Consider the following 13437-nt stretch of genomic DNA (forward strand, 5'->3'; position numbering starts at 1 on the left):
TCCCCCTGGCATGAGGAAGAAGTTACTTTAGCGCAACGGCTGAGCGAACACCTGGCAATTGCCATTCACCGGGCGGAAATCCATGAACAGTTGCAGGCTTCCCAACGACAATTAAGTTTTATATTGGATAATTCTCCAGCCAGTATCATCCATTGGCAGTTATTACCGGGCGAGCATTTCGTTTGGGAGTACCTTTGTCCCTATACGGAGACACTGTTGGGTTATCCCATCAACACGTTGTCTGAACAGCCCAATCTTTGGCAACAGCGGATTTTCCCGGAGGATTGGCAGGGTGAAGTCCTACCCGCCTGGCGCAAACTGCTGGAGGGAGAACCGCAGGTGGGGATTTATTACCGCTACGACCATCCCACCGGTCGGGTATTGTGGTTACACGAAGCGATCATGGTGCAATGTCGTTTTAGCGCCACCCATCTGTCGCTGATTTCGGTGATGGTGGATGTGACCGACCAGAAATTTGCCGAACTGCAAATCAGGGAATTGACTCGCCTCAACCAGCTCAAGGATGATTTTGTCAGTACGGTGTCCCACGAATTACGCACCCCGCTGACGAATATCCAAATGGCGACCAAGATGCTGGAATTGGCACTAAAACGTCAGAATGTGCTCCCAAACGACCCCGAAGCTCCTTTGGTCAAATACCTAACTATTCTCAAGAAGGAAACCCAACGGGAAATTGACCTGGTAAATGACCTTTTGGATTTGGCGCGGCTGGAGTCCAGTTCTACCTGTCCGGTGGGGGAACCGCTGGATTTGCGGGTGTCGTTACCTGCGCTGGTTGCCCCTTTTGCAGAACGTGCCGCCCAACAGCAACAAACTCTGCATTTGGACTTAGCCGAACCCCTGCCGCCAGTTTTACTGGAAAATACCATCTGGACACGGATTATCAATGAATTGCTCACCAACGCCTGTAAGTACACCCCGCCGGGGGAACAGATTTTCGTGCGCGCCTTTGCCACTGAGGACACCGTGCAGGTGCAGGTGGTCAACACCGGCGTCGAAATTCCCCCCAGCGAACACCAGCGCATTTTCGAGAAGTTCTACCGCATTCCCCAGTACGACCGCTGGCAGTACGGGGGCACAGGCTTGGGCTTGGCTTTGGTCAAAGGCTTGGTGGAACGACTGGGCGGACAGATTACCGTCACCAGTGGAGATGGGCAAACCTGTTTTACCCTCAGCCTGCGTCCGGCTGTCCAACTGCAGACGGTTTAGGGAGTGTGTAACCCTGTTCCTGACGGGGCGGCTCCCATTGGGGTTCTTGTTCAGCTTCGAGAATTGCCCACAACGCGATCCCGGCGACGATTAACCCCACGATCACCGCCAAGGCCACCTTCCAAATACTCAGCGGGTAGTCGCCCAGGATTCTCCCCGTCACCCCACAGGCCATCACCTGATAGACTTTGCCCCGATAGCGATAACTGAACAACCACACCGGCAGAAGCACATGCTTAAACGTAACGGCATTGTACTGGGTTTTGATGCTGTGAATGCGCTGTTCATCCCCGCCAATATCCTGTCGCACATCTTCCCGAATCACCGCATCCATTTTCTTTTGCGCCTGGGCAAAGGCTTCCCGCAAGGGCACTTGATAGCGCTCCACCCGATAGCCACTCAAAAAAGCCGGGGAATAGCTTCGTAAGTCGGAGGGGGAATAGCTCCACCCCATCAACCGTTCCAAGGGGCGGGTCCGCACCGAGCGGGTCGCAGGCACCAACACATCGTCAAAAAACCGCTCCACCCAGCCCTGAGTACTGTACCAACGGGTACGGCGCACCTCATGAGTTTGTAATTCCCCATCCGAATCCCGATAGGTTTCCGTCTCGTAGTAGTATTCCCCTCGTTCACCCCGGTAAAAACTGCGGGTATGGCTATCAAACGTCCAAAACGGTAAATAAATGCCCTGGAGACGCTCCGGTTGCGCCAACTGCTTGAGGTCGTTGGGGGCAAACCAATGCTGACCCAACCACTGCAACAGTCGCCCAGACGCCTGCTCGCGCGGCACAGCAAAGGGGCGCACGGCCTGGGGGGCAATGAGCGGGTTGCTCGTCCGGGGCTGGACATTCAAATACGTGCCACAAAACGCACATAGGTCAGCCACATGGCGCGGGTCAAAGGTGGTTATCGCCCCACAACTGGGACACTGAATCTCCTGTTCCGTGAGGGTGACCTGCTGGTTGTCCGCCTTCTGCAAAAAGAACTCGTAGGAATACTCGTGAATCTCCTCTTCCGTCCGGGGCACCTCCGTCTGCCAGCCACAGTAGGTACACTGCAACTTCTGCAACTGTGGGGCAAATTCCAGCCCCTTCGCCCCACACTGCGGACAGGCGTGATAGGTGGGCGTCTGGCTCTTGGGTGCAGTCATCGGTTTACCCTCTGCGCAACGGTTAGGCAGGTGGCGGGGGCGGCGGCATCATCCCCAAACGGCTGGCCAACTCCGGCACTTGCCCTGCTCTCATCCAGGCGGCCATCCCCGCTTTCCACACATAGGTATCCGCCGTCACCCCCTGCTGGAGCAACTGTTCCAGAGAAAAAGGCCCAAAGCTCTGCCCATTCCGGGAAACATGCCACACCTGGGCATCCGGAGGCGGCGGCATCACCGGACTCGCTGGGGGCGGCTGGACAGGTCCCAAACTGCTGGCCAACCGTTGCCCCATCGCCATCCCCACACCCCAGTCCACCGCCGGATTACTCGCCCGGGAATGGGTCATCGCCGCTTCCAGGGCATTGGCCGCCTGGTATTGCGTGTACTGGTTCATGTCCCCCACAATTCCCATCGAAGTGCGCTTGTCGAGTACCGCTTCCACCTCCGGCGGCAGGGAAATGTTTTCGATCAAAAGCTGGGTCAACTCCAACCCAAACCGGTCAATATCCGGTTGAATTTCCGTGCGAATTTTTGTCCCCAAATCCCGGTACTGCGCCGCCAAATCCAACACCGGAATTCTACTTTTGCCCAACCAGGATGCAAAGCTAGAAACAATTTCATTACGGATTTGGTTGCTGATTTCGTTAACCTTAAACAACCCATCCGTACTCACCAAATTTTGCAGCATATTTTGCGGGTCTTTGACTTTTATCGCATAGGAACCAAACGCCCGCACCCGCACCGAACCGAATTCCGCATCCCGCAGAATAATCGGATTTTGTGTCCCCCATTTCAAATTCGTAAAGTTCCGGGTGCTAAAGAAATAAACTTCTGCCTTGTAGGGAGAATTAAACCCGTAGCCCCAAGCCTTCAGGGTGCTCAAAATCGGCAAGTTGCGGGTGTAGAGTTCATAGGTGCCTTCCTGGAAGACATCCGCCACCTGACCCTCATTCACAAACACGGCCATTTGCCCTGGACGGACGATTAATTTTGCCCCCTGTTTGATTTCATTGTTAAACCGCTCAAAACGATACACCATCGTATCGTTGGTGTTGTCCAACCATTCAATGACATCTATCAGTTGGCCGCGAAAGATATTTCCCAATCCCATAAGCCTGCCCCCCTCGCCGCTGTGGTTGTTGACCCGACTGCCGCCCCTTGCGTGTATTTTTAGTATAACGATGCCCTGATCATCCCGCAAGCGCAGGCGCTGCCATGTCCGAGCAAACCAACGTCTTTACCCCCCAACAATGGCGCGCCCTGACGGTGCCAGGAGTTTATCGCACCGGCCAATTCCCCGTGGTTTGGGCAGGGGAACAACTGCGCCAGTGGAAACAAAACGTTATTAACTACCAGCAGCAACAAATTGCCGAGTCCTACCAACAAACGGATTTGTGGGCTACACCCGGCGACCCACCCCTGCGCAACCCTTTTGCACTACCCCGCCAGAGCGACCACTTTTTCCGCAGGCCAAAGCCAGGAGTGCCCGGCGAACCCTGTATTTATTTCGTCATTGACCAGGCCGCGCCGTTGATTTTGTACATCGGGGAAACGGCCAATCTGCACCAGCGCTGGCAGGGACAGCACGATTGCAAAACCTACCTCAGTCATTACCTAGATGCCCATCGTCGCCACCAATGGCCCACCCAAATTCACTGGGTGTTTGATTGGCAAGTACCCCAGACAACCCGGTTGCGGCGGCAGTGGGAACGCGCGTGGATTCGGCATTGGTTGCCCCCGTTTAACCAAGAAAGTTGGGGGCGTTGGGGAGCACCTTGGCGGATTCGCTACCAGGTGGCAGAGTGAGGAATGCCCCACCCTGCCAACCTAGGCTCAGGAAGCCTGCTGGGAGAGGGTGCGCTCCCGGTTTTGCTGGGCATACATTTCCCGCAACACCACCGCCGGGTCAATCCACCGCCCGGCATAACGCAAGCCCCAATGGAGGTGCGGCCCTGTCGTGCGCCCGGTCATCCCCACCCGGCCAATCCGCAGACCGGCGGTGACCCACTGCCCCTGGCGAATGTTCAACCCGCTATTCGGGTCATGCAAGTACACCCCCTGGCTATCCCTGGCCGCCCGGCCCCGCAAGTGGCAGTAGATGTGCTCCCACTGCCCCGACTGGATGACCATACCCGTGCCACAACTGGCGTCGTTGAAAATGTCCACGATGCGGCCATCCCACCAACTGCGGACGTAGCTGCCTTCCGGGGCCGCCAAATCCAAGCCGTAGTGGAACCGCCCCCAGCGTGGGCCAAAGGGGGAAGTGTAGGCCTGGAAATTCTCCACCGGAAAGGAACCCAACGCCCAGGATTGGGGCTGCATCTCCGGGCGCAAGGCGGCAACGGGTTGGGGGTCGGCGGCAATCCCCCACCGGTCAGGCGCCGTTACCGGGTTGGGCGCATTGACAACCACAGGCGGCGTCTCCCCCCCGCGCACCAACAGCACACCCCCCAGGCGGCCAATCTGTTGCACCTGCACCTGCCACTGGGTTTGCCCTGGTATCACCTGCAAAATAACCCGCGTCACCGGCGGTCGGTTGGCAACCTGTACGACCCGGAGATGGGATACCCCCAACGACGCCAACTGGGGCAAAGGCTGGGATTGATAACTGGGAGATAGCGCCGTATTGCCCAGATCAACCCACACCTGCTGGCCATCGGCCGTCCGCTGCACACGCGTCGCACTGGTTTGTCCCTGGGTTTGCAGAAAAATGCCCTGCTCCGTCACCCGCACGCCCCGCAACACCGCCCCCGGCCCCGACGCTGCCAAGAATTCCGCCGGTAGGGGCATCGCCGTCCCAACCGGCAACGGCAACCGCCACCGCCCCGGCGCCACCGCCTGTAGCTCTACCTGGTGGGCGTGTAGGGTTGTGCCGGGGTGAAATTCGATCACCAGGCGGGTTGTGGTTTCGTCAAACTGGGCCACCCGCACCTGGCGCACCGGCCCCCGCGACACATTCTGGATGTCCCGTCCGGTCGGCCATTGGGTCCGGGGGAGGTCAATCACTACCCGCGTGGGTCGCTCCAATACCTGCACTTGGGGAGACACCCCGCCGATGGTCGTAAATTCCAAAACGTAGGTATCCGGGTGGAACTGCCAACTGTTTAACTGGGCAGCGTAGGCGGGAACGGCCAGCACACAACACCCCACCGACCCCGGTAGGAGCCAGGTCGTTTTCATACATCCCCCTATTGTTGAGAAGCTTGACAGGTGCGGGTGAGAAGCGCTGTGCATCAGTCAATTTATCCGTCATTTTAGCCTGGTTTGTCAAGCAGGCCAAGCCCATTCCCTCCCACCCCTGGCCCGACCGGCAATTGCCAAAAGAGCCTTGAACCGCAATGCCTCATGACGGCCCCTAACGGTTTACGTTGACCCCATTTTCGCGATAATGAATGAAATGAAATCGTCAGATAACTCTCAATCCCTGCTGGTACATTTCCCAGGGTTGACGGCGGCGATGCGGCTGTTGTGCTTGAGCAATGGGCATGGGGAGGACCGGATTGCCGGGACGATTTTGGCCGCGCTGCAACGACAACAGCCGGATGTAGTTCTCAGGGCATTGCCGCTGGTGGGCACGGGGCAGACCTACCGCCAGCTGGGGATTCCGTTGGTAGGGCCAGCCCGCAATTTGCCCTCTGGGGGGTTTTTGTCCAACGGTTGGGCGCAGGATGTGCAGGCGGGGTTGTGGCGGTTGGTCAGACAACAGTGGCAGGCGGTGCGGGCCTGGGCGCGGCAGAACCCGCGGGGGCTGGTGTTGGCGGTGGGGGATATTTGGCCCTTGTGGTTGGCCTGGCAGAGTGGGCGGCGGTTTATCTTTGTGGCGACCGCCAAATCCGAGTACCATCTCCGGGATGAACAGGGGCCTTTGCCCAAAACCCATTGCGGCGAGGGCTGGGCGGGTTCGGTGTTTTATCCCTGGGAACGCTGGCTCATACGCCGGTCGCTGGTGACCTTTCCCCGGGATGAACTGACGACGACCTGGCTCAAGCGCTGGCGCCTGCCGGTGACCTGGGTGGGCAACCCGATGATGGACGCCCTAGAACCTCAAGGAGGGTTGCACATTCCCGGTTTTGCGGAGGCGCTGGTGATCGTGCTGCTGCCGGGTTCTCGCGCACCAGAGGCCTACCGGAATTGGGACTTGATTTTGCAGGCGTTGCCGGGGGTCGTCGAAGCGGTGACCTCCCCCCAGATTCTTTTCCTGGCGGCAATTGCCCCGGGTTTGGACCTGGAACCGATCCAGGCTGCTTTGCGTCGCCATCGCTGGCCGGTGTGGCCAGGGGTGGGCTATGGCTACGGGGAGGTGGGGTTGGTGGTCACCCAGGGGCAGTTCAACGACTGTCTGCATCGGGCGCACGCGGGGATTGCCCTGGCAGGCACGGCGACGGAACAGTTGGCGGGCTTGGGCAAACCGGTGGTGAGTTTTCCGGGGCCAGGCCCCCAGTACACGGCCCGTTTTGCCCGCTACCAACAGCGGTTGCTGGGGCCTTCGCTGCGGCTGGTGGACAAACCTGAGGCGGTCGGGCCGGTGTTGCAAGAGATTCTCACTGACCCGGATACCCTGAATTTGATTGCCCACAATGGCCGCAAGCGCTTGGGTCAACCGGGCGCCAGCGTTGCCATTGCCCAGGTGATCCGGCAATACCTGGAAACCTAGGCCCACGCCGATTGGCCAAGCAAGAGCTGCCCAAGTTTGAGCTATAAAATAACAGGTAATTGGGTTGGCTGCCCAAGGGTCATTACGCGCGCTTGGCGCTCCTCTGGCATGGATTTGTATTGCACCCGCCCTGGTTGCCCGGCCCCGCTCAATCGGGTGGACATTGACGAGGAGCAACTCCGCAGTCTTGAGCAAATCCACTGCCGCGCCTGTCGGATGCCCTTGATTTTGGCCGGGGCGTACATTCCCATCAAACCCCTGGGGCAAGGGGGCTTTGGGGCGACGTTTCTGGCGATTGACCGCTATCTCCCCAATATGGAGTACTGCGTGGTGAAACATTTTCGCCCGGAGGGGATGAATGCGGAGGAAGTGGCAATGGCGCGGCGGTTGTTTGCCCGAGAAGCGACGGTGTTGCAAAAATTGGGGAACGACCACGATGCCATCCCGGATTTGTACGCCTATTTCCCCCTCACCGTGCCGAAAATGAACTATCCCCACGAAACCCAGGAGCATTTTTACCTGGTGCAGGAATATATTGACGGGGAGGATTTGGAGCATGAATTGCAGCGCTTAGGCCCTTTTGATGAAACCAAAATTGTCGAGCTATTGAAAGCCATCCTGCCAATTTTGCAATTTGTCCACGGGCGAAATATCGTCCATCGGGATATTAAACCGGCCAATATCATGCGCCAGCGCCAGGGGAAAATTTACCTGCTGGATTTTGGCGCGGTGCGGGATTTGTTTGCCACATCGAAATGGACCACGGTGGGCACAACGGGTTATGCAGCTCCGGAACAGTATCACGGCGGGGAGGTGTACCCCTCGACGGATTTGTACGGGCTGGGGGTGACCTGTCTGCGCCTGTTGACCGGGTTGCCGCCGGAGGATTTGTACAACGCCTACACGGGAACCTGGCAATGGCGGGACAAGGTGCATCTCAGTTCCCACCTGGCCCAGATTTTGGACCGGATGGTGCGTCCGGGGGTGCAGGAACGGTTTGCCAGTGCGACGGAGGTGCTCGCGCAGTTGCAACAACTCCCCCGCCGCGTGCAATTGCCCCCCAGTTCCAAACCGTTGCGTCCTGCCACCCTCCCGCTCCCGTCGCCCCCGCCGGTGGTGCGCCCTTTGCCTGTCCCCCAACCCCGCCCTACTGCCCGTGTCGTCCTGGGCCAAATTGTTCTGATTGCGGCGGTGACCGGGTTGTGGGTGATGGCTGCGGTGGTGAAATTGGCCGCACCGGTGGGCGTGAGTGTGTTGCTGGGTTTGTTCCTGGGCGGGTGGGTGTGGTTTTGGGGACGCGCCTGGCTGTCCATCCCCTGGCTGGCAGGGCTGTGGGTGGTCAATTTTTTGCTGTTGGCCTGGATGCTGCCAGGGGCAGGGCTGCGGTTAGGCGTGGGGTCTTTGGTGCTGGCGCTGGTTACCCTGGGCATTGTCACCCTCACCCAATGGTTGTGGCAGGCCCTGCGCTGAAGTTCCCCAATCGCCTATCCTAAAAAAAGGTGTCGGCGGAGGTGCTTGTGGGTCTGTATCGGCTGATTTACATGAGTCGGGCGGTGCCCGAATTGGGCTACAGCGATTTGCGCGACATCATGGCCAAATCCGAGGTGAACAATAGCCAGGTGGGGTTAACTGGGTTGCTCTGTTTCGGCAATGGCATGTTTTTGCAGGTTTTAGAAGGCAGTCGTCCCGCCATCAGCCAGACCTACCACCGCATCCTGCAGGACCCCCGCCACCATAGCGTCGAATTGATTGCCTTTGACCCCGTACTCCAGCGGGAATTCATCGAGTGGTCCATGAAGCTGGTGCAACTGGACGAAAATAGCCCCGAAAAAATGCGCCGCCTCTACCTGAAATACTCCGGGGAAGTCACCTTTGCCCCCCAGACCATGACCCCCACCCAATGCCTGCAATTTATGATCGAAATTGACCCGGCCCGGCATCGCTACTAGTGGGGCTAGACCAGCACCTGCTGCCATTCCAGCCGTTCTAGGGTCTGGGAGCGCTCCCACGCCCGCATAAAACTGCTCAACTGCGGCTCAATCGTCAACGGCTCCCCAAGCGCCCCCTGCACCGCTTCCTGGGTTTTTAACCCATTGCCTGTGATGTACACCACCGTCAGGGCCTCCGGGTCAATATGACCGGCCTGCGCCAGTTTTTGCAAGACGGCGACCGTCGTTCCCCCTGCCGTTTCTGTGAAAATCCCTTCGGTTTCCGCCAACAGCTGAATCCCCGCCACAATTTCCGGGTCGCTGGCGGTGGCAATTTGCCCCCCGGTGCGCCGGGCCAACTCCAGGGCATACACCCCATCTGCCGGGTTGCCAATGGCAATGGACTTGGCAATCGTATGGGGTTTCACCGGCGCAATGAAATCCCGCCCCTCGGCAAACGCCTGGGCAATCGGGGCGCACCCCTGGGCCTGGGCACCGTGACATTGCACCGGTTTGTCCGCCACCAACCCCACCTGCACCAATTCCTGAAAACCCTTGTAGATTTTGGTAAATAGGGAACCGCTGGCCAAGGGCACCACAATGCAATCCGGCAACTGCCACCCCAACTGCTCGGCCACCTCAAACCCCAGGGTCTTGGAACCCTCGGCATAATAAGGACGCAGATTGATATTCACAAACCCCCACCCCTGACTGTTGGCCACCTCCGAACACAGGCGGTTGACCTGGTCGTAGTTTCCCTTGACCGCCATCACCGTCGGACGATAGACCAAAGTCCCCAGGATTTTCCCCGCCTCCAAATCCGCCGGGATAAACACACAACATTCCAGCCCCGCATGGGCCGCAATCGCCGCCGTTGAATTGGCAAGATTCCCCGTGCTGGCACAGCCTACCGTCGTAAACCCCAACTCCTTGGCCCGGGTCAAGGCCACCGACACCACCCGGTCTTTGAAGCTCAGGGTGGGCATATTCACCGCATCGTTTTTGATCCACAAATTCCGCAGCCCCAAGCGCCGCCCCAACCGTTCTGCCCGAATCAACGGGGTCATCCCTGTCCCCAGATCGAGCGGCCGGTCGCTGGCCACCGGCAAAAACGCCCGATACCGCCAGATGGAATGGGGTCCCCGCTCAATGCCCTCCCGCGTCACCTGCCTGCGAATGGCCGCCATATCGTACTTCACCTCCAGCGGGCCAAAACACAACTCGCAGACGTGCATCGCCGCCAAAGGGTACTGCGCCCCACATTCTTTGCACTGCAAATGGGAAAAGGTCGCGGTTTGAGTCGGGGTAGCCACCATCGCTGTCCTGCCTGGAAACTGAATTGTGCCCATCCTAACAAAGCCCTGGACCCCCGTCAAATCATATCCGACTAAAAAAGTCGGGATTAGCAGGGTTTACGGGATATTACGGAATTGTTACATACTGAGTTCTTTGCTTATACTAGGTTGGAGTGACGGCTAGGTAGGGATATGCGGGTTGCGATTGCCGGTGCGGGGTTAGCGGGTTTAGCCTGTGGCAAGTATTTGGTGGATGCGGGGCATCAGCCGTTGATTTATGAGAGTCGGGATGTGTTGGGGGGTCTGGTGGCCGCGTGGCAGGATGAGGAGGGGGATTGGTACGAAACGGGTCTGCATGCCTTTTTTGGCGCCTATCCCAATTTGTTGCAACTGATGGCGGAGTTGGGCATTAGCGACCGTTTGCAGTGGAAACAGCACACGTTGATTTTTAATCAGCCGGAAAAGCCGGGGGTGTTGTCGCGGTTTGATGTGCCGGATATTCCTGCGCCGTTTCATGTGATTGCTGCCATTCTCCGCAACAATGACATGCTCACCTGGGAGCAAAAAATTCGCTTTGCGCTGGGGCTGTGGCCGGCTATGGTGCGGGGGCAAAAGTATATCGAGGCGATGGACCGATACACGTTGCTGGAGTGGTTGCGCAAACAGGGGATTGACGAGCGGGTCAACAGTGATATTTTTGTGGCGGCGTCTAAGGCGTTAACGTTTCTCGACCCGGATCAGGTGTCGGCGACGATTCCCCTGACGGCCCTCAATCGGTTTTTGCAGGAACGGTACGGGTCAAAAATTGCCTTTTTGGATGGTTCGCCTACGGAACGTTTGTGCCAGCCGCTTGTGGATTACATCACCGCGCGGGGCGGGGAAGTGCATCTGTTATCCCCGGTGAAGGAATACGTGTTGAATTCGGATGGGACGGTGGCGGGGATGGTGATTCGGGGGTTGGATGGACGCGGGGATTATCTGGTGCAGGCTGATGCCTATGTGTCGGCCATGTCGGTAGATGCCCTGAAGGCGCTTTTGCCGTCGGCGTGGCAATCCTTACCGTTTTTCCAAAAGCTAGCGGGCCTCGAAGGGGTGCCGGTGATCAACATTCACCTGTGGTTTGACCGCAAGCTGACGGATGTGGACCATCTGTTGTTTTCCCGCTCGCCGGTATTGAGTGTGTATGCGGACATGAGCAACACCTGCAAGGCCTACAGCGACCCGGAGCGTTCCATGTTGGAATTGGTGTTGGCCCCGGCGAAGGATTGGATTGACCGGTCTGACGCAGAAATCCTGGCGGTCACGATGCAGGAATTGGCCAAACTTTTTCCCCAGCATTTGACGGGGGACAATCCGGCGCGGTTGCGCAAGTACAAGATTGTCAAAACGCCCCGTTCGGTGTACAAGGCCACGCCGGGCCGCCAAGCCTACCGTCCGACGCAGCAGACCCCGATTCCCAATTTCTTTTTGGCGGGCAGTTACACGATGCAGCGGTACTTGGGGAGTATGGAGGGGGCGGTGCTTTCTGGTAAACTAGCGGCGCAGGCGGTGGCGGCTTATGGTTCCCAGACGGTGCCGGTTCCTGCTGCCGTTGCCTGAATCCCTATGGCGGTGACCTATCCCCTGGCGGTAGAACTCCATCCTGAGGCGCTGGCGCGGGCCTATGCGGCCTGTGAACGGATCACGGCGACCTACGCCAAGACGTTTTACCTGGGCACGCTGTTGATGGCGCCGGCGAAACGGCGGGCGGTGTGGGCGGTTTATGCCTGGTGTCGGCGCACGGATGAACTGGTAGATGGTCCCCAGGGTGGCCAGACATCCCTAAGTACGTTGCAAGATTGGGAAGCGCAACTGGAGCAAACCTTTGCCGGGCGTCCCCGCGATGTGTATGACCTGGCGTTGTATGCGGCCACGCGGGAATTTCCGTTGGACATTCAGCCGTTTCGGGACATGATTGCCGGGCAGCGCATGGATTTGTGTCAGTCCCGTTACCAAACCTTTGCGGAACTGGAGACCTATTGCTACCGGGTGGCCGGGACGGTGGGGCTGATGTCGCTGGCGATTATGGGGGCGCGGCGAGAAGGGGAAACGGTGCGGCAAGCGGCAATTGCCCTGGGGATTGCCAACCAGTTGACCAACATCCTGCGGGATGTGGGGGAGGATTTGCGGCGGGGGCGGATTTACCTGCCGCTTGAAGATTTAACGGCCTACAGCTACACGGTCAAGGAACTGCAACAGGGGGTGATCAATTCGGCCTGGCGGCGGTTGATGCGCTTTCAAATTCAGCGGGCGCGGGCCTATTTTGCCCAAGCAGAACCGGGGGTGCAAGAATTGTGTGCGGATGCGCGCTGGCCGGTGTGGACCGCCTTGATGAATTACCGACAAATCTTAGACCAAATCGAACGGAACGATTATGATGTGTTTAACCGGCGGGCCTATGTCTCTTTGCCGGGGAAATTGCTGCGGTTGCCCTGGGCGTTATGGCGTTCCTATTGGGGAGTGTAATAATGATGGTGCAGGTGCCCGAATCCCTCAGTTTTGAGCAGGCGATTGCGCAAACGCAACAGCTCATTGCGGCGCGCATCAATCAGGAAATTGACGCCCAACACTTTGCCCAAGGGGTGCAGGCGTTGGTGCAGAGTGAAAATGGCGCGCGTGGCTTTTTTGTGACCTATTTAACTTGGGAAGATGACCGCGCAGACCAACCGGATGAATTCCTCATTCAGGCCCTGGCCAGTTCTCCCGAAATTGTCAGTGAATTACTGGTAAAAAATTTGGCCATGTCCACAGCGATGGGGATCACCCACCGGCGCAACCAGGATGAAGCCATGGCCCAGGGTTCTGACCGCGTGCAGCGCCGCACCCAAACGCTCATGCAGCGATTAAATCTGCCGCAAATTGCCAACAAAGCCCAGGAACTGTTTCGCAATGCAGGGGGGGAACCCGGCCCATACAGCGAGTTTTTGGAACGCTGGGGCTACGACGCCGAGCAAAAACAGGCCATTCAGCGGGTTTTCGCCCCCTGGTTGCCCTCCCCTTCGTGACATACTCCCGTCTCATGGCTACGCCACGCTTTGCTAACGTCCTACGGCCAGAGAGCGGGCTTCAATACGCTTCAAAGGACTCCGTCCCGCTGACGCGACCGGGGAGCTTCCGCAAGAACCCTCTGCGTATTGCAGA

The 13437-nt window shown here is 58.3% G+C and carries 12 protein-coding genes and 1 pseudogene; 8 read left to right on the forward strand and 5 right to left on the reverse strand.

Features of this window, described 5'->3' with window-relative positions; all coding sequences use genetic code 11:
* The coding region (locus ACWISF_RS09040; RefSeq protein ID WP_448381259.1) for an ATP-binding protein at window positions 1-1230 on the forward strand (1230 nt) is incomplete at its 5' end.
* Here the strand turns inward: ACWISF_RS09040 and ACWISF_RS09045 are convergent.
* Together ACWISF_RS09045 and ACWISF_RS09050 are read right to left on the reverse strand one after the other, a co-directional pair.
* Window positions 1193-2380 carry a primosomal protein N' (replication factor Y) - superfamily II helicase gene (locus tag ACWISF_RS09045; RefSeq protein ID WP_448381260.1) on the reverse strand — a complete coding sequence of 396 codons (1188 nt, stop codon included), beginning with the start codon at window positions 2378-2380 and terminating at the stop codon, window positions 1193-1195. The genes ACWISF_RS09040 and ACWISF_RS09045 overlap by 38 nt on opposite strands.
* A gap of 22 nt (window positions 2381-2402) precedes the next feature.
* Window positions 2403-3491 (reverse strand): SPFH domain-containing protein, encoded by a 1089-nt coding sequence (locus tag ACWISF_RS09050; protein WP_448381261.1) that lies wholly within the window; start codon window positions 3489-3491, stop codon window positions 2403-2405.
* A gap of 104 nt (window positions 3492-3595) precedes the next feature.
* Between ACWISF_RS09050 and ACWISF_RS09055 the strand changes: the two genes are divergently transcribed.
* Window positions 3596-4186, forward strand: a complete 591-nt coding sequence (locus ACWISF_RS09055) for a GIY-YIG nuclease family protein (RefSeq protein ID WP_448381262.1) — start codon at window positions 3596-3598, stop codon at window positions 4184-4186.
* Window positions 4187-4213: 27 nt separating this feature from the next.
* Here the strand turns inward: ACWISF_RS09055 and ACWISF_RS09060 are convergent, their stop codons facing one another.
* Together ACWISF_RS09060 and ACWISF_RS09065 are read right to left on the reverse strand one after the other, a co-directional pair.
* On the reverse strand, window positions 4214-4702 hold the full coding sequence (locus ACWISF_RS09060; protein WP_448381270.1) for a M23 family metallopeptidase: 489 nt from the start codon (window positions 4700-4702) through the stop codon (window positions 4214-4216).
* A 513-nt stretch (window positions 4703-5215) separates the two neighbouring features.
* Window positions 5216-5614: pseudogene (locus ACWISF_RS09065) on the reverse strand (AMIN domain-containing protein); the annotation flags it as partial.
* Window positions 5615-5777: 163 nt separating this feature from the next.
* Here ACWISF_RS09065 and ACWISF_RS09070 point away from each other — a divergent pair.
* The 3 genes from ACWISF_RS09070 to ACWISF_RS09080 all read left to right on the forward strand — a co-directional run bounded on the left by ACWISF_RS09070 (window position 5778) and on the right by ACWISF_RS09080 (window position 8983).
* Window positions 5778-7034 carry a lipid-A-disaccharide synthase-related protein gene (locus ACWISF_RS09070; RefSeq protein ID WP_448381263.1) on the forward strand — a complete coding sequence of 419 codons (1257 nt, stop codon included), beginning with the start codon at window positions 5778-5780 and terminating at the stop codon, window positions 7032-7034.
* Window positions 7035-7142: 108 nt separating this feature from the next.
* The gene (locus tag ACWISF_RS09075) at window positions 7143-8504 is read left to right on the forward strand and encodes a protein kinase domain-containing protein (RefSeq protein ID WP_448381264.1); all 1362 of its coding nucleotides are present in this window, start codon (window positions 7143-7145) and stop codon (window positions 8502-8504) included.
* A gap of 41 nt (window positions 8505-8545) precedes the next feature.
* A complete protein-coding gene (locus tag ACWISF_RS09080; RefSeq protein WP_448381265.1) occupies window positions 8546-8983 on the forward strand; it encodes a BLUF domain-containing protein in 438 nt (145 codons plus the stop codon).
* Window positions 8984-8988: 5 nt separating this feature from the next.
* On the opposite strand, the gene thrC is transcribed toward ACWISF_RS09080, so the two are convergent.
* A complete protein-coding gene (thrC, locus tag ACWISF_RS09085) occupies window positions 8989-10278 on the reverse strand; it encodes a threonine synthase (RefSeq protein WP_448381266.1) in 1290 nt (429 codons plus the stop codon).
* A gap of 171 nt (window positions 10279-10449) precedes the next feature.
* On the opposite strand from thrC, the gene pds reads away from it, so the two are divergent.
* From pds to ACWISF_RS09100, 3 genes are read left to right on the forward strand one after another with little or no spacing between them, the layout of a single operon-like run.
* On the forward strand, window positions 10450-11856 hold the full coding sequence (gene pds, locus ACWISF_RS09090) for a 15-cis-phytoene desaturase (protein WP_448381267.1): 1407 nt from the start codon (window positions 10450-10452) through the stop codon (window positions 11854-11856).
* Between the two features lie 6 nt (window positions 11857-11862).
* Window positions 11863-12762, forward strand: coding sequence for a phytoene synthase (locus tag ACWISF_RS09095; protein ID WP_448381268.1), 900 nt, complete (start codon window positions 11863-11865; stop codon window positions 12760-12762).
* 2 nt (window positions 12763-12764) lie between these two features.
* On the forward strand, window positions 12765-13301 hold the full coding sequence (locus ACWISF_RS09100; RefSeq protein WP_448381269.1) for a hypothetical protein: 537 nt from the start codon (window positions 12765-12767) through the stop codon (window positions 13299-13301).
* Window positions 13302-13437 lie beyond the last annotated feature (136 nt).

This window comes from Gloeomargarita sp. (genome assembly GCF_053491055.1).